The 20,777-nt window shown below is 61.2% G+C and carries 14 protein-coding genes; 9 read left to right on the top strand and 5 right to left on the bottom strand.

From position 1 onward, the window contains the following. From B1781_RS21175 to B1781_RS23290, 4 genes are all read left to right on the top strand, one after another. The gene (locus B1781_RS21175) at positions 1-1,104 is read left to right on the top strand and encodes a nucleotidyltransferase domain-containing protein (protein ID WP_078121576.1); all 1,104 of its coding nucleotides are present in this window, start codon (positions 1-3) and stop codon (positions 1,102-1,104) included. Positions 1,105-1,106: 2 nt separating this feature from the next. Beyond that, positions 1,107-1,796 (top strand): HAD family hydrolase, encoded by a 690-nt coding sequence (locus B1781_RS21170; protein ID WP_078121574.1) that lies wholly within the window; start codon positions 1,107-1,109, stop codon positions 1,794-1,796. Between the two features lie 219 nt (positions 1,797-2,015). Then, a complete protein-coding gene (locus B1781_RS21165) occupies positions 2,016-3,200 on the top strand; it encodes a TAXI family TRAP transporter solute-binding subunit (RefSeq protein ID WP_078121571.1) in 1,185 nt (394 codons plus the stop codon). A 34-nt stretch (positions 3,201-3,234) separates the two neighbouring features. Then, entirely contained in the window at positions 3,235-3,510 is a 276-nt protein-coding gene (locus tag B1781_RS23290) for a hypothetical protein (protein ID WP_078121569.1), read from the top strand. A gap of 98 nt (positions 3,511-3,608) precedes the next feature. Here the strand turns inward: B1781_RS23290 and B1781_RS21155 are convergent, their stop codons facing one another. From B1781_RS21155 to B1781_RS21140, 4 genes are all read right to left on the bottom strand, one after another. Continuing rightward, complete coding sequence (locus tag B1781_RS21155; RefSeq protein ID WP_078121566.1) at positions 3,609-4,814, bottom strand: ABC transporter permease; 1,206 nt, start codon at positions 4,812-4,814, stop codon at positions 3,609-3,611. Between the two features lie 5 nt (positions 4,815-4,819). Further along, complete coding sequence (locus tag B1781_RS21150; RefSeq protein ID WP_334223813.1) at positions 4,820-5,581, bottom strand: ABC transporter ATP-binding protein; 762 nt, start codon at positions 5,579-5,581, stop codon at positions 4,820-4,822. A 576-nt stretch (positions 5,582-6,157) separates the two neighbouring features. Further along, positions 6,158-8,188 (bottom strand): vWA domain-containing protein, encoded by a 2,031-nt coding sequence (locus tag B1781_RS21145; protein ID WP_078121563.1) that lies wholly within the window; start codon positions 8,186-8,188, stop codon positions 6,158-6,160. Continuing rightward, a complete protein-coding gene (locus B1781_RS21140; protein ID WP_125932211.1) occupies positions 8,179-8,982 on the bottom strand; it encodes an SEL1-like repeat protein in 804 nt (267 codons plus the stop codon). The genes B1781_RS21145 and B1781_RS21140 overlap by 10 nt, the downstream gene beginning before the upstream one ends. A gap of 77 nt (positions 8,983-9,059) precedes the next feature. Here B1781_RS21140 and B1781_RS21135 point away from each other — a divergent pair, with 77 nt between their 5' ends. Next, positions 9,060-9,659 carry an endonuclease gene (locus tag B1781_RS21135; RefSeq protein WP_164513496.1) on the top strand — a complete coding sequence of 200 codons (600 nt, stop codon included), beginning with the start codon at positions 9,060-9,062 and terminating at the stop codon, positions 9,657-9,659. 388 nt (positions 9,660-10,047) lie between these two features. Further along, entirely contained in the window at positions 10,048-14,688 is a 4,641-nt protein-coding gene (locus B1781_RS21125) for a PAS domain S-box protein (protein WP_078121556.1), read from the top strand. Between the two features lie 61 nt (positions 14,689-14,749). Here B1781_RS21125 and B1781_RS21120 read toward each other — a convergent pair whose 3' ends face one another. Further along, positions 14,750-15,154, bottom strand: coding sequence for an SCP2 sterol-binding domain-containing protein (locus B1781_RS21120; RefSeq protein WP_078121554.1), 405 nt, complete (start codon positions 15,152-15,154; stop codon positions 14,750-14,752). 290 nt (positions 15,155-15,444) lie between these two features. Here B1781_RS21120 and metH point away from each other — a divergent pair, with 290 nt between their 5' ends. From metH to B1781_RS21105, 3 genes are all read left to right on the top strand, one after another. Beyond that, positions 15,445-19,143, top strand: coding sequence for a methionine synthase (gene metH / locus B1781_RS21115; protein WP_078121553.1), 3,699 nt, complete (start codon positions 15,445-15,447; stop codon positions 19,141-19,143). A 228-nt stretch (positions 19,144-19,371) separates the two neighbouring features. Then, positions 19,372-19,707 (top strand): hypothetical protein, encoded by a 336-nt coding sequence (locus B1781_RS21110; RefSeq protein WP_334223812.1) that lies wholly within the window; start codon positions 19,372-19,374, stop codon positions 19,705-19,707. 71 nt (positions 19,708-19,778) lie between these two features. Next, positions 19,779-20,609 carry a formylglycine-generating enzyme family protein gene (locus B1781_RS21105; RefSeq protein ID WP_164513495.1) on the top strand — a complete coding sequence of 277 codons (831 nt, stop codon included), beginning with the start codon at positions 19,779-19,781 and terminating at the stop codon, positions 20,607-20,609. The last annotated feature ends 168 nt before the right edge of the window (positions 20,610-20,777 follow it).

The raw sequence follows: 20,777 nt of genomic DNA, 5'->3' as shown, positions 1-20,777 counted from the left end.
ATGGGTTCGGTAGTCTCCGGCAATCTCCTGTTGGCCATGCTGCGCGAGCCCGCTTGCGTGACGCAGTGGACAGCCGGGCAATGGAACCTGTTCCTGCCGCAAGTACGCCAGGCGCGGTTGATGGGTCGCTGCTATTTTCTTCTGGAAAAGACCGGGCTGCTGGACGCTGTGCCGCCCCGCATCGTCGATCAGCTGCGCGGCGCCCTGGTGCAGACGCGTTATGTGCAGAACCAGGCACGGCGTGAGCTCGAGCAGGTGCGACGCACCCTTGTTTCCATCGATTGTCCGCTGATCGCAATGAAAGGCGTCGCCTACTTGGCGGCCGAACTGCCGTCCGCCGCCTGGCGAAATCTCTCCGATGTCGACCTGTTGGTGCCACGCGAACGCATCGAGGATGTCGAGGCACTGCTCAAGCGTAGCGGCTGGCAGTTGAACGGCGACTTCGATACCTATGACCAGCACTACTATCACGACTGGATGCACGAAGTACCGCCACTGATCCACCGCCTGCGCGAGACCGAAGTCGACATCCATCACAACCTTGCCCCGCCGGTCAGTACCATCAAGATCGATGCGCACAAGTTGTGGGAATCTGCCGTCGAGATATCGCCAGGTCTGTCAGTCCTGGCGCCGACCGATATGCTGCTGCACAACGCCGTCCATCTGTTCATGAACGATGAGCTGCGTGGCGGGCTGCGCGATGTGGTGGATTTCGTCGATCTGCTCAGTCACTTCAGTGTCGCACAGCCTGATTTCGAGGCGGCGTTGCTGGCGCGCGCCGCGCAACTGGGGTGTGGTTTGCCCTTGTTCTACGCGGTCGATACGGCGCAGCGTCTGCTCGCCTTGGAAACATCCGACGATTTCCATGCCGGCGTGCAGCGCTTTGCACCGGTCGCGCCGATCCGCGGCCTCATGCGCCTGTTGATCAAGCAGACACTGGCGCCGCTGCGCCCCGGGCTTCGACGCACCGGTTTTGCTTCGTGGTTGTTGTTCGTGCGCTCTCACTGGGTACGGATGCCGCTGCCGATGCTGTTGCGCCACCTGGCGCAAAAGTCGTTCAAGAAACACGACGCCACACCCACCATCGATGCGACACCCGGCTGACGATGTTCGATCAGGTCCGCGCCATCTGCTTCGATCTGGACGACACCTTATGGCCTTGCGCGCCTGTCATTCGTGCCGCAGAGCAACGTTGCTACGATTGGCTGGCGGGTAATGCGCCGGCGCTGACCGAGCGGTACGCGATCGAGGAACTGCGCGCTCACCGCCTAGCGCTGGGCCAATCACGCGCCGATATCGCGCACGACCTGACCGAGGTTCGTCGCCAATCGCTGCTCGAATTGTTGGTCGAGCAGGGATATCCGGCGCAACTGGCGGATCAGGCGAGCGACGTGTTTCGCGCGGCACGCAATCTTGTCACACCGTTCGATGAAGTGATCGAAGCGCTGGCCAGGCTGAGGGGGCGATACGTCCTTGTGTCGGTCACCAACGGTAACTCGCAGATCCAACACACGCCGTTGCACGCGAGCTTCGATCTTTCGCTGACCGCGGCCGATGTCGGTGCCGCGAAACCGCACCCGGCGATGTTCGAGGCGGCCAGCGAGCACACGGGCTTGCCGCTGCATGCCTTTGTGCATGTCGGCGACGATCCGCTGCGCGATGTACAGGCAGCGCGTGACGTCGGCATGCCGACGGTGTGGGTGAATCGCGATAATCTCCGATGGCCGGAAGATGTGACGCCGGCAGATGTCGAGATCTCGCATCTCGATGAGCTGACGGCTTTGATGCTGGATTGAGTATGCGTTCTGCGGGTCGTCGCCAATCGATTCGGCCATTCATGGCGATCGACAGTAGACTACGCTGTAGATGTGACTGGGGAAGCGAGTAACGTGTCGCTCGATCGCAATGCGTTCAGACATCAATTGAAAATCTACGGTCCAGCGGCATTACTGGTAATCGCCGCCTTTGTTCTAGCGTACCAATTCATTCAGCCTGCGCCGCCGAAGCATGTCGTTATGGCCACGGGCGAGCCTGCCGGGGCCTACCACCAATTTGCCAAACGCTATGCCGAGTACCTCGACCGTGAAGGTATAACCCTCGAGCTGCGCCCGACTGCGGGTACGGTCGAGAACATCGACTTGCTCAAACGCGGTGAGGTTTTGGTGGCCTTCGTGCAGGGCGGGGTAGGCGAACGCGTGACGTCGCCGCAACTGCTGTCGCTCGGCAGCGTGTACTACGAGCCTCTGTGGTTGTTTCATCGGCGCGAGCTCGTTGTCGACAGGCTGGGCGATCTGCGCAATTCAAAGGTCGCCGTGGGTGCTGTTGGGTCGGGTACGCGCAGCCTTGCCACGCGACTTTTGCAGGACAACGGCGTCAGCGATGAATCGCTTTGGTTGGGCTACAGCGGCGAAAAGGCCGCACTCGCGTTGATGGAGGGGCGGGTGGATGCGGCGTTTTTCGTGATCTCGGCGGAAAGCCCGCTGATCGAAAAGCTGCTGTACCACCCCGATGTCGCGGTTGCGGATTTCAAACGTGCCGACGCCTACCGGCGGCGGTATGCCTACCTCAGCAGCCTCGTGTTGCCCGAAGGTGTTGTCGATCTGGCTGACAACATTCCTGAGCAGCGTGTACGTCTGCTCGCAGCGACCGCCAATCTCGTGGTTCACCCGGAGCTGCATCCGGCAGTCAGCGACCTGCTGCTGCAGGCGGCCAGCGACATCCATCAGAGCGGTGGCTGGTTCGAAGGGCAGGACACCTTCCCGATGCCGAAATTGCTGGCATACCCGCTCGGCAAGGAGGCGGATCGATACTACGAGCATGGCCCGCCTTTCCTGCAGCGTTATCTGCCGTTCTGGGCCGCCTCGTTGATCGACCGGCTCAAGGTGATGTTGCTGCCGCTACTGGTGCTGCTGTTTCCGCTGATCAAGGTCATGCCGCCAATCTACACCTGGCGGATGCGGGCGCGCGTCTATCGATGGTATGACGAGTTGGAACAGGCGGAAGCCGCCCTCGATTCGGACAGGAGTGATGTCGATTGGGTCATGCGCGAGCTTGATCGGATCGAGCACGAGGTCAAACACATCAAGGTGCCGCTGTCGTTCACCGACCAGCTATACCACCTGCGGCAACACATCGAGCTGGTGCGCCGGCAGGTGGGTGAACAACACGCGGTGAGCCGACCACAGGCCCCCTCCGTCTGATCGGGAGGGAGCCTGTAGAGGGTGCCCGGCATCAATGGCCGCCGAGGAACAGGTGCAGGCCGTACCAGCTGTCGTGGTCGTGGCGGCGCCCGTAGTCACGGTGACGCTCGTGGCGCCAGTGGCGACGTTCGTGATGGTGACGGCGATGGTGGCCGTGGCGGTGATGGTCGCGGTATTCGTGCTTCCAGCCGTGGCCGTAATCTCGGTAGCCGCGATCGCCATGAGCCATCGCATTACCAGAAAGGCCGATGCCCAGGGCAAGAACGCCAGTCAGCAAAAGGGTCGACATCTTCATATTCAGCTCTCCTAATTCTTCTCAATAGAGGGATCTTTGCTGATCCTGAGAGCTACTTTGGGCCGTTCAGCCTGAACCCAGGCTGAACGTCCCACGGCCGATTGTGAACGGCATCAGATTTCGCGCAGGCCTTCTGCCGGCTCGATCTGCGCCGAACGAACGCCCGCCAGGGCTGCCGCCAGCATTGCGGCGCCGGTCGTAAGTACCAGAGCCAGCAGGAAATGTTGCGGCAACAGGATGCACACCTCCTGGCCCTGAGCCAGTTGATCCGACAGCATTTGGTTGATCGAGAAGGATGCGGCGAAATAGATGGCGATCGCCAGTGCCCAGCCAAGCAGGCCGGTGTAAAACGCCTGCGTGACCGGGAACCAGACGATGTCTCCGGTGCGGAACCCGACCAGTCTCAACACCGACAGCTCTTTTCGCTTGCGGTCCACGTTGGCCCACAGGCTCGCGCCGAGCGACAGCGAGAAACCGACCAGGCCGATCACGGCGATCGCCCAATAGATGCCCGTGAGATTGTTGTCCATGCGGATCACCAGCTCGATATCGGCGGCCTTGGTGCGTACATCGGCGCCCAACGCTGTCAGATTGGCCTTGAGCGCATCGACGTCGTAGATCGATTCGGCGTACAGCCGAAAACCAGGGTAGTCGCGGGCCGCCTCGCTGCGGGTGCCCTGCCAGCCGAACTCCTCTACCGCGCGACCGTCACGGAAATCTTCGAATGCCTCCACGAGACGCACGTCGGCAAACGCCCCATCGCGTGCAAACGCAATGGGTGGCGCAACGGCCGTGACCGTCAGCTCGATATGCTGGCGCTCCTTGCGGCCACGGAATTGCCGCACCACGCTGCCGCTGACTCTATCGCCTGCTTCCACCTTCAGCTTCTCCGCCGCCGATTGCGACAGGATCAGTTCGTTCATGCCGCTCGGTGGCGCCATCCCCATCGGCAGCAAGGGATCGCCTTCTCCGGACGGGATCAACTCGGTGCGGATGATGCGGCCGGCGTTTTCGCTGCTCAGCTCAACGGTGGCAGCGATACTGCGCGTGCGCGGTACCACGAAGGCGACGTCGTCGCGCTGTCGCATTTCGTCGAACCAGGCCACGCTGAAGCGGCTGCTGCTGACAGGTTTGATCTCGCGGTTTTCCGGATTCTGCACCAGTTGATCCAGCATCCCGCCGACGATGCCGAATTTCAGGCCGAACAACACGAGCATCGGACCGAGCACCGCGGCCAACGCGAGCACGAAACAGCCGGACATCTGCCACTCATGGGCGTAATCACGCGTCGCCAGACGCAGGGTTTTAGCCAAACGCATCGGAATCAGCCGTTAACGACGGTCTCGGTGGTCGAGCCGTCCTTGGAGCGATGGGTGTGGTGCGCCAGGCGTCGCAGGCCCAGGCGTTTGATGTGTCGCCATGCGTGGCTGGCGACAACGACGGTAATGTTTCTTTCTTCTGCGAGTTCGATAAACAACGACATGATCTTTTCGGCAGCAAAGGGGTCGACCGACGCGGTAGGTTCGTCGGCAATGACAATGGAGGGTTCGTGAGCCAGCGCGCGTCCAATCGCCACCCGTTGGCGTTCACCGACCGACAGGGTTTCGGGCAGCTTGTCGAGATGGCGCGCGATGCCCAAGTGGCGTGCCAGCGTCTCGACCGTATCGTCGGCCGGCATGCTGAGCACCGAGCGCGATAGCGACATGTTCTCGCGTACGCTCAGGTAGGGCAGCAGGCCGCCGGTCTGCATGACGTAGCCAATGTGCGCCTTGCGCAGGTCGCCCAGCGCGTTCTGTTTCTTCTTCTTCCACAATTCGGCGACGTCAATCGCCTCGTCTTCGATTTCAGGACGGAAGCGGAAGGCGGCGAAGTCACTCGGCCGCGAGATGAACGCGAGCATGTCGAGCAGAGTGGATTTGCCGCAACCGGATTCACCGATCAGCGCGATCTTTTCACCTTGGTGGATCTGCAGAGACGGTACGCGAAGGCGGAATGTCACGCCTTCGGAGGCACGGTCGCGGACCACGTCGCGCAGGTGGTAGACGGCGGGCTTCGCCTTGTTTCGGGATTGAAATACGTTTTCCACGGTTATGTTGGTTTCTACTTGATGTGGCTTCGCTACATGTGTTTTTCAGGTCGTCACGGCTTTTTTGATAGCGCGCGGCGGCGCGCACTCGCGGTACTTTTCTTTGCTTGCCCAAAGAAAAGTACCCAAAAGAAAAGGCACCCGAAGACTTGCCCCTTGCTTGCGCAAGGAGTTCCCTGCGCTTCTCGCGACTTCTGGGCGCGCGTGAACTCCCTCCCGCTGGTCGGTCAGACATGCACGCGCTGATTCCCAGAATTCGCTGCGATGCTCGGCGGCGTCAACGGGATCGGGAGCGTGTCGCTACCCCCTTGGTGCAGCCGAGCACCGCAGGTCAGAAACCGACGAGCGCGAGGACTGTCTGAGCGATTGAAAATCGCGAGTTCCGCAGCGCCGGTTTCGGACCGAGGAGCACAGGGTAGTCAGCGTGAAACGCTGACCCAGCCGTGGGGCGCCTTTTCTTTTGCCTTCTTTTCTTTGGGCGAACAAAGAAAAGAAGGGCTGGCGCGCTGAGCCCAGCGCATCAAAATTCAAACTTTTCCTTTGGTTGTTTCTATCGGACAGCGCTGGCGGTCCGCTCTACGGCAACATCTCCAACGCCACCGGAAACACCGAATCACCATCGATCGCGCCGCCATCCAGGCTCACCCACAGATCCGTATGATCGTGCAGCGCGCGGTAGTAACTGATCTTGTCTTCGAGCCGGTGCAGAAAATCGATCTGCCGCCGTGCCGGCCAGGTTTCCCAGTCTTCGAGCGACAGGTTCATGACCTCGCCGGTGTACGGCAGGTCTTCGATGTACTCGCGCATGAAACCCAGGTCGGCAAGGCTGTTGCCTTCACCGGCGGTGACGGCCGTGGTGCTGCCGAGTTGTTCGGGGTCGCGCGCGATCGTCGCGGCGAGGCTTTTGAGTTCGTTGAGGAAATTTTGCGGTGACAGCAGGCCTTCTTCGGCGGTTTGCAGCACGCTCTTCAGTACGTCGTGCATATCCGACAGCTGATCGCGCGTCAGCAGCACCTGAACATCGAGCGTGCGCTGTTCCGGGTGCTTCAGGTCGCGATCGAGCAACCAGGCATTGAACACGTTCGGCATCTTGCCGCCTTCGGTGCGCTGCAGGTATTGCATGCGCAGCGCATAGCCCAGCTTGGCCACCTTGCTCTGCAGCTCGGCCAGCTGCGGGTTGGCATCGGGTTCGGGTTCGACCGGCTTGGGCGGCAGTGGCTGCGCACCGGCGGCCATCTGCACCTGCATCGTGATCTGGCCGGCCAGGGTGTCGAGCACGTGGCCGAATTCGTTGACGTCGCCGGTCGGTACCGCGTAGTACAGGCTGCCGATGCCGGGAAAGCGTGCGAGTTCTTTGTACTGGTCTGCGGCGGCTGCGTGATCGGCATTGCTCGACTCGGTGAGCAGATGCAGCACGAAGATCGCCACACCCTTGTCACGCGCCAGCTGGCGCAGGGCAGCCGCGTCCATGCCGGTGCTCGACAGCGGGTCGCTGCCGGCGCGAGGCCCCGCATCAGTCACCAGCACCAGGTAGCGGGCCGTCTGCGACGACCAGTTCATTCTGTCCAGCGCTTCTTTGATGCCGGCATAGGCATCTTCCTGAAAATCCTGGCTGGACACCTTGGCCGCCGACAACTCGTTGACCTGCTCGATGAAGGTTCCCGGGTTGCGACCCTGCTCGAGGGTGACATAGGTGCGTGCAAGGTACTCGAGCTCGGGCACGGCCTCGTTTGAATCGCGGAATGCGACCAGGCCGAAGTTGACGTTGCCCACCAGCCCGGCATCGCCCAGCGCGTCGTAGATCTTCATGACGGCTTCGCGTGTGCGGTTGATGTACGGATCCATCGACAAGGTCGAGTCGATGGCGAACACCAGGCCCGCGCGGTAATCACTGTCGACGACCTTGGGTTGTTCTTCGGCAACGGCCTGCTCGACCACCTGGGGTTCGGCCGGCTCGGGTTCCTCGACGTTGCCCTGCAAGGGTACGCTCGACACCTGCAGCAGGCGGGCCTGCTCGTTGCCCAGGTACATATCTTCATGGCGCAGGATCGGCACCAGATAGAAATTTTCACGGATATCGAGCTTGCCGGGCGGCTGAATGGCCACTACCGGTGAGTCGTTGGACATCTCGCCGGCTTCCGCTGATTTGTACAAGGCGTTGTACTTTTTCAGGTCGGGGCCTTTGACCAGGGTTCTGACCGACGCGGCATCGCGAAACAGCAAGGCGCGGTCGCGGTCGATGGCCTCGCGAAACGTCACCGTCAGCCCCTGCGACCACTCGATCGTGCTGCGTTGGGGCAGCCAGCCACTGACGCTGCCGTGTCGGTCCATGCCGACCTGCAGCCATTCGCCGCCGCCCTGCTGCTCACGTGCATACACGTACAGTGCGGTGAACGGTGTCACGCCATCGCCCGCCGGGCTCTCCGGCGTGGCGTGCAGGCGGGCTCCGGGTACCGCGAGCACACGCTGGAACAGCGATTGTTTGCCGGGCATCAGCAGCGGTTGCTCGGCAGCGACAACGCCCGCTGAGAACCACGTACATACCAGGATCAATACCGCAGTCAGTACTGCCCGGGCGGATGTGCGGGTTCTTCGGGTCACTGCCATAACAATGTGATTCTCTGTGCTTCTGGGTCGCCGCCGGCGGCGAGTGTCTCGACGCGAGTGCGCAGATCCGTAAGTCTCTTGCTACCTTCCGTGTCGCCGTTCTCGGCGGCCAGCTGGTACCACTTGTGCGCCTGGGTCAGGTCGGCGGCGTCGAACACGCTGGTGTCCGGGTCGCGGGTCGCCGGGTCTGCCTGCTCGCCAAGGACGAGCGCCGCAGGCGCATGACCTTCGCGTGCCGCAAAGAAGTACAACAGGTAGGCATCTGCCATCTCGCGGTTGGCGCGTGCCGATTCGGCGGCTTCGAACACCTTGCCGAGCTGCATGTCGCCCTCGGCGCGCAACTTGGTGATGAATGCCCGCGCCTTGGCGCCCGGACGGTCGTCGACCGGCTCGGCGATCGGCGCGCCGCCGGCCGCCGTCGGCTCAGCATTGTTGATCATCGCGACCGCGGATTCTGTGTCTTCAGTCATATCCACGGCAGGCGCCGGGTCAACCGCCGGTTGTGCAGCGAGTGCCTCTTCAGCGGCCTTCTCGGCCTGGGCTGCCTGCGCGGCCTCTTTTTCGACCGGTGTGGCCAGCAGGCTGGGGGCATCGCCGGCATCTGCCGGGCCGCCCGGGATCGGCGGTGTGCCGGCCGGTTTTTGCACGATCGGCCCGTGTTCAGGCGTGTTGTTGGGTACCAACCACACGCCGACAGCGGTAAGCACGGCCACAAGAAGGATCAGTTTCCATGGCCCGGAGCGGCGCTGCGGCGGCAGGTCGGCGATCTCGGACTGCACCTGAGGTTCATCCATTGGTGGGGTGCTCTCTTTTCATTTGCTCTCGGTGGGGGGATTATCCCGAACTCCGTGACGACTGGAAAGGAGCCGACGTGAAACGTGTCATGTTTGTGTTGATGTTGCTGCCGATGTCCGCCTGTGCTCAATCGGCGAACTACCTGGACACGATTCCGGTGTTCTGGCGCACTCTGTACGCGGATGGCGGTGAGGGATTGTACTGCGGCGCCCGGTTCCGCGCCCATGACCGCAGCTATAACATCGAACACGTGTTTCCGATGAGCTGGGTGACCCGCTCGCTGCGCTGCGGAGATCGCCAGAGCTGTCGCCGAAACAGTCCGCGTTTCAATCAGATCGAGTCGGATATGCACAACATGTATCCGGCCCGGAAAGACCTCAATGCCGAACGCGGTTCGTATCCGTTTCGTGAGATCAGGGGCGAGCGCCACGTCGAGCGCGGTTGCGACCTGGAGATCGACCATCGGTCGCGGGTGGTCGAGCCGCGCCCTGCGTCGCGCGGCAACATTGCGCGCGCCATGCTGTACATGGCGGATCGCTACGAGCTGAAGCTGTTCGATCGCCAGCGCGCGCTGCTGATGAACTGGCACCGTGCCGACCCGGTCGACGGCGAAGAGCGTCGACGCAACCGCCTGATCGCCGAGGTGCAGGGTAAGCCCAACCCCTGGATCGAGTAATCCGGCGCGGCTGCGAAAAGCCGGCTAAAAAATCGTTTGTTTCCCAAATCGGAATGACGTGCTCAGAACGCGTGTGATTGTGTGAACAATCGTTAAAAAATCCGTTCAAGTGGCCGATTCAGCGGTAATCCACCCAACCGCGGCGCCGAACGATTTTGATCACGTCTAGCCCCACCATCGTCTCGCAGGGAGTGAGCGTCAGACACCGGGATCGTGTGACCGAACTTCTGTCTACCACGACCTGCGTCGAGCTGGTCGAGGCTGGCCGCAGCGGCATGGCTTTTCCGCCCCGCTACGCGAAGCGACTTGCAGGCAACTTGTCGGCTGATCTCGCGCTTTCGTTGTTCTCTGGTGGACCGCTGCGCATTACGATCGACGGTGCTGCCCGATGAACAAGGGATTGCTGAAGTCGTTGCGCTTCCGCTTGATGGTGGGCGGGATTCTCACGCTGCTGGTGCTGTTCGCATTCGTTCACCTGAACACGTTTCGCGTCATGCACAGCTTCGCCCTCGAAGTGGCTGAGGCCGACGTCGATCAGACGTCGGTGGCGCTCACGTTCGTACTGCAGCAGCAGGCGTTGCCGGGTGATGCGCAGGTTCTCAATGAGTATTTCAACCGCCTGGTAAAGGCAGAAAACTCTCAGGTTCTGTATATCGCGCTGAAAGATGCCGGCGGTGATCTGCTGGGTGCGAGTGACGGGGCGCCTGATCCTCTGCCGACCTTCGGTGCGGACAACTTTCTGCGCCCCAATCACGAAGAGGTCCACGTGGCCTTGCCGGTGGCATTCGCCGGCAATCAATTCGGCACCGCTTACTACGGCATGTCCACTCTGCTGACCGAACGCGCCACCCATCACCTGTTCGAACAGAACATTTTCGTTCAGGGGCTTGGCCTGCTCGTCGTTATGCTGGCGCTACTCTTCATCGGCCTGCGTCTGGGCAAGAAGCTGAATGGCCTGGTGCTCGTGAGTCAGGCATTCGCGGCCGGCAATTTCCAGACACGTGCCCCGCAAGACGGCGACGATGAAATTTCGCATCTTGCGCGTAGCTTGAACCATATGGCCGATGCGGTGGCGGAGCGCAATGCGGCGCTGCACGAGAGCAAGGCGCAGCTCGACGCCATGCTGAACAACCCGTCGTTGATGATCGGACTGGTCGAGCCGCAGGGCGCCGTGCGCGCGTTGAACAAGGCCGTGCTCGAGCTGCGTTCGAACACTATCGACGAGGTTGTCGATATCCCCCTTTGGGAGATGGAAGTTTTTCGCCACGACCCGGACGTTCAACACCGAATTCGCGAGGCGGTAAAGCGCGCCGCCGCCGGCGACGGCAGCCTGTTCGATATCACGATCTCTACCGTGCAGGGTGTACGTGCCGCAGAGTTCAGTCTGCAGCCGGTCAAGAACGATAAGGGTGAAGTCACCTGGCTGGTGCCGCAAGGCATCGACATCACCGACCGCCTGTCGGCGCGCGATGAACTGCAAGCTTCGAAAGAACGTTTGCGCAAAACGCTCGAGTTCTCGCCGAACATTGCGATCCAATGGTTCAATCAAGACGGTCGGGTGATTTTCTGGAACGGCGCCTCGGAGCGCCTGTACGGCTGGACTTCGCAAGAGGCCGTTGGCAAGACGCTGGAAGACCTGGCCTACTCGCCGGCGGAGGTCGACGCCTTCCGCCGTACGCTGCAACAGGTTGAGCGGACCGGTGAGGTCGTCGGGCCGGTTGAGAACGCCAGCCGTCATCGCTCCGGCGAACCGCGTTGGGTCGAGGCTACGGTGTTTTCGATACCCGGCGAGTCACACGCCGAACCGATCGTCGTCTGTATGGATGTCGACATCACCTCGCGCAAGCTGGCGCAGGAGGCATTGGAGCGTGAACGCGCATTCCTGTCTACGTTGGTAAGAACCATCCCCGACTTGATCTGGTTGAAAGATCCGGAAGGCGTCTACCTGAGCTGCAATCCGCGTTTCGAGCAATTGTTTGGCGCTCAAGAAAACGAGATTGTCGGCAAAACTGATTATGACTTCGTCGACAAGGAGCTGGCTGACTTCTTCCGTGAGCACGACCTGAAGGCGATGCACAAAGGCGCATCGTCGATCAACGAGGAATGGATCACCTTTGCGGCGGATGGCCATCAGGAACTGGTCGAAACAACCAAGACCCCGATGCTCGATGCCCAGGGAAGGCTGATCGGTGTGTTGGGCGTCGCGCACGACATCAGCGCGCGCAAGCGCTTGGAGGATGAGCTGCGCGAGAACGATGAGCGTTTTCGCACGCTGTTTGAATTGTCGGCGGATGCGGGTTTCATCATCGACGAAGGGCGCTTCGTTGAATGTAACCAGGCGGCCGTCGCGCTGTTTGGCTATGCGTCGAAGGACGGGCTCATCAACAAGACGCCGGCCGAGATATCGCCGCAACACCAGCCTGATGGCGAACTCTCGCAGCGCAAAGTCGAGCGCGTCGTCGAGACGGTGCAAAGCCAAGGCGTGCATCGCTTCGAATGGCTGCATGTGCGTGCCGACGGCACCGCTTTCGACGCCGAGGTGACGGTTTCGGCCTTCATGCTCCGCGGCAAAGAGGTTGTGCATTCGATCGTGCGCGATATCTCCGATCGCAAACATGCTGAGGCCGAGATTGTGCGGTACCGCGAGAATCTGGAGGAACTGGTCAAGCAGCGTACCGGCGAGCTGCACGAAAGCCAGCGTCAGCTATCGACGATCATTGAACACATCCCGGCAGTGTTCGTCGTGAAAGACACCGAGGGCCGCTATCAACTGGTGAATCGGCGTTTTGAAGAGGCGGTCGGGCTGGCGCGCGAAGATATTATCGGGCACACGGATCGCAAGGTGCTGCGCCCTGAACTGGCGAACGTGATCATGACCAAGGACCAGGTGGTGCTTGCCGGATCCGAGTCGGTCGCTTTCGAACATGCGGCACAACATCCGGACGGTTCGCAGCACACCTACCTGACAACCAAGGTGCCGATGCCCGACGAAACCGGTAAGAACATTGCATTGATCGGTATCTCTACCGACATCACGCAGGTCAAAACACTGCGGGACGAACTCGCCAAGGCGCAGGCCATCGCGCACGTTGGCAGCTGGCGGGTTGATCTGTTGACTGACGAGCTCACCTGGTCGGACGAGACGTATCGAATCTTCGGCGTACCGCAGGGCGCGCCGTTAAACATCGATGGCTTTATGCAACGGGTACACCCGGAAGATCGCAGAAACGTCGAGCTGGCGTGGAGTCTCGCGCTGAGTGGTGAGCCTTACGACGTGGATCACCGCATCACTGTGGGCAACGAGGTGCGATGGGTGCGCGAACAGGCCGAGGTTCAGTTCGACAGTGAGGGGCGGCCGGTTGCGAGTGTCGGCTCGGTGCAGGATATAACCGATATCAAACGGGCGCAGAAAGCGACGCAGCAGGCGTTGACCGAGGCGCAGCATCTGGCGCGCGCCAAGAGTGAGTTCCTCGCCAACATGAGCCATGAGATACGCACGCCGCTGAATGCCGTGCTGGGTGTGGCGCGGATCGGTATGCGTGAGGATAAGGGCAGGAAATCGTTTGACCTCTGGCAGCGGGTATCCGGGGCGGGTGAACATCTGCTGGGCGTGATCAACGATATCCTCGATTATTCGAAGATCGAGTCGGGCAAATTCAGTGTGGAGCTGGCGCCGTTCCAACTGCGTCGTACAATCGCTGCCATCGTCGATGCGGTCAGTGACATTGCCGTGCAGAAAGGCCTGCAGTTCGTAACCGAGAGTGATCCGGCGCTGCCGGAGTGGGTGCTCGGTGACGCCCAGCGCCTGCAACAGATCCTGCTCAACCTGGTATCGAACGGCATCAAGTTTACCGAGAACGGCACTGTCCGTTTGCGGGTTGCCTGTGACGGCGACGATGTGAGGTTTGTCGTCAGCGATACCGGCATTGGTATGAATGCCGCGCATATCGATCGTCTATTCAGGCCTTTCGAGCAGGCCGACACCTCGTTCACCCGACGCTATGGGGGAACAGGGCTGGGATTGGTGATCAGTCGCGATCTCGTTCAGATGATGGGCGGGGAGATCGCCGTTCAAAGCGAGTTGGGCGCCGGTTCGGCCTTCTCGGTGCGTCTGCCGTTGCCCGCGGTCGATGCTCCGATGCAGGATTCGGTCGATGCGGCGCAGGCTGCCGGCAGTCGTCTTAAGGGTGTGCGTATTCTCGCCGCAGAAGATGTCGAAGCGAACCGTTTCATTCTCGAGGATCTGCTCGACTATGAAGGTGCGGTGGTGACGTTCGCCCATGACGGTCAGCAGGCCGTCGACCTGGTCGCCGAGAAAGGGGCTTCGGCGTTCGATGTCGTGCTGATGGATGTGCAGATGCCGGTGATGGACGGCTACGAGGCGACGCGCCGCATCGCATCTGCAGCGCCGCAACTGCCGGTGATCGGCCTGACGGCGCACGCACTGGACGAAGCGCGACAGCATTGCCATGCCGCCGGCATGAAGGCGCATGTCGCCAAACCGGTGGACGCAGATGCCCTGGTCGGTACGATTCTGGACTTCGTTCAGCCGCAAGCGGCAGCGAATGGAGCGAGTCCGGCGAACGCGATTGCATACCCCCAGGCCGAACAGTCTCCCCACGAGGCCCCGAGCGATGTTGAAGAGCCGATCGATTGGGAAGCATTAACGGCGCGTTTCAGCCGTCGGGAGGCGTTTGTCGCGAAGCTGGTCGACAAGGCGATCGAGAGCGTCAAGGAAAAGCCGGGCAAACTGCGCGAGGCGGCGAGTGCGGACGACTATGAGTCATTGGCTTTCGTCGCCCACGCATTGAAAGGCGTCGCCGGCAACCTGATGGCAAATGGTGTATTCGAGATGGCGAAGTCGACCGAGATGTCGGCGCGCGCAGGTGAGCCGGGAGCCATCGAGTCGGCACACGAGTTGGCGGGCAAGATCGACGAGCTGCTCGTCGCCTTGGAGCGGCGCAGCAGTTTTCTGCACCAACAGCAGCAAGCGTCGGCGGAATCCGTCGGCGAGGCGGGGAACGGCTGAACGGCAAAAAAGAAACCCGGCACTCGGCCGGGTTTCGATGTGTCAGGGCGACGCTCGCCGATTACTCGGTTTCGATCTGTTGCATCAATGCGAAACTCTTGACGAAAGGCCCGGCCATACGGGGATCTTTGATCATTCCCTTGAAATCGCCCGTCAGAAACTTGAGTTTCCCCATCGCAAACGCAGTGCCCAGGCCTGCCATGCCGATGCCGTCGTGCGCCCACTTCAACCAGTTGTCGCGATCGGCGCGCATATCCCAGTCAGGCTGGGTGCCGTCGTAGTCGCCGGCACGCACGCATTCGCCTTTCTCGACGACGAATACGCCGCGTGGATTGTCTTCACTCTTGAAACCGCAGGTGATGACCGAGTCGAAGCCGATCTCTGCCAATCGGTCTTTGACCTCCGGGTCTGCGTTCCATGCCTCTTTCAGGGCGTTCATCCAGTCCGCTGAAAACAGTTCTGCCATTGGTGTCTCCTCTATTTACCCGTGTAAAGGACGTACCTGTCTATCTATGTCCCTTGCTGCCGCGACGTGCCGTTGTGGTATGGGGTTGTCCCCCCTGTTGTCGTTGGAATCGGGGGAGGGCCGTTCTGCGGCGTTCGTCATATAACCACAGTCGGAATGCAAAGTGCCTTCAAAGCTACTTATGCGGTAGCTGCGCAGGCTTATCTGGCCGCCGGGTGGCCTGATGGGACAACGCAGCGGGTGCTTCCTGCCTTATAATCACGCGTCTTTGCCGCAATTGACCTTACGCCATGTCCCGCGACTGCACCGAACAACTCAAGGCCCTGATGGCCGAACGAATTCTCGTCATGGACGGCGCCTACGGCACCATGATCCAGCGCTACAAGCTCGACGAGGCGGCCTATCGCGGCGAGCGTTTTGCCGATTGGCCGAGCGACCTCAAGGGCAACAACGACCTGCTGACGTTGACCCGTCCGGACGTGATCACCGAGATACACGAACAGTACCTCGAGGCCGGTGCCGACATCATCGAGACCAACACCTTCAGCGCGACCACGATCGCGATGGCCGACTACGACATGGAGTCGCTGGCCTACGAGCTGAATGTCGAGTCGGCCAAACTTGCCCGCGCTTGTGTCGAAAAATACTCAACGCCGCAAAAGCCGCGCTTCGTGGCCGGCTCGATCGGCCCGACCAACCGCACCGCATCGATCTCGCCGGATGTGAACGATCCGGGGGCGCGCAACGTCACGTTCAACGAGCTGGTCGAGGCCTACGCCGAGGCCACCCGCGGTCTGATCGATGGCGGTGTGGATATCCTGCTGATCGAGACCATCTTCGATACGCTGAATGCCAAGGCGGCGGTGTTTGCTGCCGAACTGGTATTCGAAGAACTCGGCTACAAGCTGCCGATCATCCTGTCGGGCACGATCACCGATCAGTCGGGCCGCACGCTGTCGGGCCAGACCACCGAAGCCTTCTACAACAGCCTGCGACATGCCCAGCCGTTGGCGATGAGCCTGAACTGCGCGCTCGGCCCAGACCTGTTGCGCCAGTACGTCGAAGAGATGTCGCGCATCTGCGAGACCTATGTCGCAACCTATCCGAACGCCGGCCTGCCGAACGAGTTCGGCGAATACGACCTGACGCCGGATGATATGGGCAAACACATCGGCGAGTGGGCCGACGCCGGTTTTCTGAACATGGTCGGTGGTTGCTGCGGCAACACGCCGCCGCACATTGCCGCGATCGCCAAGGCGGTCGAGGGCAAAAGGCCGCGCGCACTGCCCGAGGTGTCTATCGCTTGTCGTCTTTCGGGACTCGAGCCGCTGAACATCGACAAGGCGCTGAACTTCGTCAACGTCGGTGAGCGCGCCAATGTGACCGGTTCGGCCAAGTTCAAGCGCTTGATCCTCGAAGGCGACTACGAGACCGCGCTCGACATCTGCCGCGAGCAGGTCGAGAACGGTGCGCAAGTCGTCGACGTGAACATGGACGAAGGCATGCTCGACGGCATCGCCGCGATGCGCCGCTTCCTCAACCTGTGCGCAGGCGAGCCGGACATCGCCAAGGTGCCGGTGATGATCGACTCGTCGAAGTGGGAGATCATCGAGGCCGGCCTGCAGTGTGTGCAGGGCAAACCGATCGTCAACTCGATCTCGATGAAAGAGGGCGAAGAGAAGTTTCGCGAACAGGCCAAGCTGTGCCGACGCTATGGTGCGGCCGTGATCGTGATGGCTTTCGATGAAGTCGGTCAGGCCGATACGCAGGCACGCAAGGTCGAGATCTGCACGCGCGCCTACCGTACGTTGGTCGATGAGATCGGCTTCCCGCCGGAAGACATCATCTTCGATCCGAACATCTTCGCCGTGGCGACCGGTATCGAAGAACACAACAACTATGGCGTCGATTTCATCGAGGCGACGCGCGAGATCAAGCAGACGCTGCCGCACGCGCTGATCTCGGGTGGCGTATCCAACGTGTCGTTCTCGTTCCGCGGCAACAACCCGGTGCGCGAGGCGATCCACGCCGTGTTCCTGTATCACGCGATCAAGGCGGGCATGGACATGGGTATCGTCAATGCCGCTCAGTTGGCGGTGTATGACGATCTGCCGGAAGAGCTGCGCAAGGCTGTCGAAGATGTGATCCTCAATAGTGATCCCGAAGCCGGCGAACGCCTGGTCGAGATCGCACCGAAGTATGCGGGCGAGGCGCACGCCGAGAAGGTTGAAGACAAGGAATGGCGCAGCTGGCCGGTTGGCAAGCGTCTCGAACATGCCCTGGTCAAAGGCATTACGGAGTTCATCGAGGAAGACACCGAGGCCGCGCGCCAGGCAGTCGAGCGCCCGCTGCACGTGATCGAAGGCCCGTTGATGGATGGCATGAACGTCGTCGGCGACCTGTTTGGTGAGGGCAAGATGTTCCTGCCGCAGGTGGTCAAGTCGGCGCGTGTGATGAAGAAGGCGGTGGCCTATCTTGAGCCGTATCTCGAAGCTGAAAAGCAGGAGATGATTGCCGCCGGTGGCGAGTTGAAGAGCAACGGCAGGATCCTGATGGCGACCGTAAAGGGCGATGTGCACGACATCGGCAAAAACATCGTCGGCGTCGTGCTGCAATGTAACAACTACGAGGTGTTCGACATCGGCGTGATGGTGCCGGCCGATACGATCCTTAACAAAGCCAAAGAACACAACGTCGACATAATCGGTTTGTCTGGCTTGATCACGCCATCGCTCGATGAGATGGTGCATATCGCCAAGGAGATGAAGCGACAGGGTTTCACGATTCCGTTGATGATTGGTGGTGCCACGACCTCGAAGGCACATACCGCGGTCAAGATCGAACCCGAGTACGAACACGGCGCCGTGTATGTCGCCGATGCCTCGCGTGCCGTCGGTGTGGCAACCGCCTTGTTGTCCGACGAGCAAAAGCCCAAGTTCCTGGCCGATATGCGTGCCGACTACAACGAGGTGCGTGCACGTCGTGCAGCGAAGAACGAAGCAGCCAATCTTGTTCCGATCGAGCAGGCGCGCGCCAACGCGACGCCGATCGATTGGTCTGCGGCGCAGATTGTGGCGCCGGCACAGCCCGGCGTGACGGTTCTGAACGACATCGACCTGGCGCAGATCGTGCCGTACATCGATTGGACCTTCTTCTTCCATGCCTGGCAGCTCAAGGGTCGCTACCCGAAGATTCTCGACGATGCCGACAAGGGAGAAGAGGCGCGCAAGCTGTTTGCCGACGCGCAGAACATGCTCAAGCAGATCATTGATGAGAAGTGGCTGCGTGCAGCTGCGGTCGTCGGCCTGTTCCCAGCCAACACGGTCGGTGACGATATCGAGCTGTATACGGATGACTCGCGTAGCGAGGCGAAGCTCATGTTGCACAACCTGCGCAAGCAGGGCAAACAACCGGCCGGTCATTACAACGAGTCGCTGGCCGACTATGTTGCGCCGAAAGACAGCGGTATCGCCGACTACATTGGTGGCTTCGCCGCTACGGCCGGCCTCGGGATCGATGACAAGATTAAAGAGTTCGAGGCCGATCACGACGACTACCACGCCATCATGCTCAAAGCACTGGCCGATCGATTGGCCGAGGCGCTGACCGAGTGGTTGCACGAAAAGGTGCGCAAGGAATTGTGGGGCTACGCCAAGGATGAGTCGCTCGACAATGAACAGCTGATCGGTGAACAGTACCAGGGCATCCGTCCGGCGATGGGCTACCCGGCGTCGCCCGATCACACCGAGAAGGACTTGCTGTGGGATCTGCTGGATGCCGAGGCCAACACCGGCATCTGGTTGACCGAATCGAAAGCGATGGTGCCGACCGCGTCGGTCAGCGGTTTGTACTTCGCGCATCCGCAGGCGCGCTACTTTGCGGTCGGCAAGCTCAACAAGGATCAGCTTGAGGACTATGCCAAGCGCAAGGGCATGGCGCTGAACGAGGCGGAGAAATGGCTCGGGCCGAACCTGGCTTATACGCCCTAGCCGTAAACACGACCCTTATCGGTCGACGACCCAATCGGCGAACGGGCTGTTGAGCTGCATCAAGCCGGCGGTTCGCTGTTCTTCCCAGACGCTTGCACGCCACGGAACGGCAGACGATAGTTTGAATGAAGTCTGTAGATGGGCCGACACGCGGGCCTGCCGGGCGCACGTGTTTGCCGGGGTTTCTGCCAACGCTGCGGCATCGATCGCTGCAGAGGAGTCTGACCGATGGTACCTATCACTTACCAGGTGGTCGGCGAAGAAGACTACGCGCTCAAGATCAGTATCGCGAGCGACGGTGCTTTCACCGTCGACAGTGGCACCTACACCAGCGAGCCGCCCCGAAGTGGCCAACTGACCGACCTGCAAGAGGCCGGTTTGATCGCGTCGATCAAACAACTCGGCATCCCGCGTGAACATCCTATGCCGGAAGGTGCGACCGCCTTCGAGGCACAGTTGACAGTCGGTGAACGCGGCGCGGAAGCGAACTACGTATTCTGGGAAGGCGCGCTCGAAGAGGACGCACAGCTCAATGACTTGGTGCGACGCCTGGAGCAGATCTAGCCGGGCGAATGCCGGGCGGCGCACAAAGTTGTCGACAGCCCGCTAGACTCTGTCTGCAGGAGGGGTTGCCGATGCCGCTGGCCCGATTGCTTCTGCTGTTTGTTGTGGGGTTGCCCGCACTTGTCCACGCCGCGCCCGAAGTCTTCGAGAACGCGCTGGGTATGCGCTTTAGTGTGCTGCCGGCGGCGACATTCCAGATGGGTACTGCGGATCTCGACGATGCGCGTTTCGACCATCCCGAACCCGACAAGGCGGATATCTCCGACGAGTCTCCGGCCCACCGCGTTACCCTGAGCGCGGAGACGCGGATGGGTCAGACCGAGGTTACCCAAGCGCAGTGGCTGGCCGTGATGCAGAACCGTCCCGGGCCGGCCGAGCATTGGCAGGGCGACACGTGGCGGGATCTGCCCGTGGTCGGCGTGAGTTGGACCATGGCGCAGCGCTTCGCCGAAGAACTCAGCGCTATCGACCCCGAACACGACTATCGTCTGCCGACCGAGGCGGAATGGGAGTACGCTGCGCGCGCCGGCAGTACAGACCTGCGGCCGGTGCCATTGCAGACCCTCGAATCCCACGCCTGGTATATCCACAATTCCGGCGATGTTCCGCATCCCGTCGCAACCCGCCAGCCAAATGCCTTTGGTCTGTACGACATGCTGGGTAACGCCTGGGAATGGGTCGGCGATCGCTATGCCCGCGACAGTTACCGACGCCGCGCGCAGGGCGAAGAAACGGCCGTCGATCCGGCGGGGCCCGCAAAGGGCGAACTGCGCATCCGCCGCGGTGGCTCCTATCACTGCCCCCAACACCTGGTCCGACCGGGTTATCGGACGGCCGATCCCCCCGGCAAACGGTACTCGGTGCTCGGCTTTCGCGTGGTTGCCGTACCGCAATCCGGCTAGCCGGCCGCCTGTTTGCGGTTTTTTTTGGGAAGCCCGGTCGTTGTGCAAATCGGCGCTGGCGCCGGGCTCATCGCTGGATGGGCGGAAAATTCCCCATTAACTCAGTGACTTTGCGATTTGCCACAGGTCAAACCCGCGTCGGATATGAGCCAAAAAATCCTCCGGTGA

The organism is Thiosocius teredinicola (assembly GCF_002009425.1).
In the GTDB taxonomy this organism is placed as follows: domain Bacteria; phylum Pseudomonadota; class Gammaproteobacteria; order Chromatiales; family Chromatiaceae; genus Thiosocius; species Thiosocius teredinicola.
The sequence above is the reverse complement of the archived record's forward strand: the minus strand, read 5'-3'. Positions and strand labels throughout refer to the sequence as shown.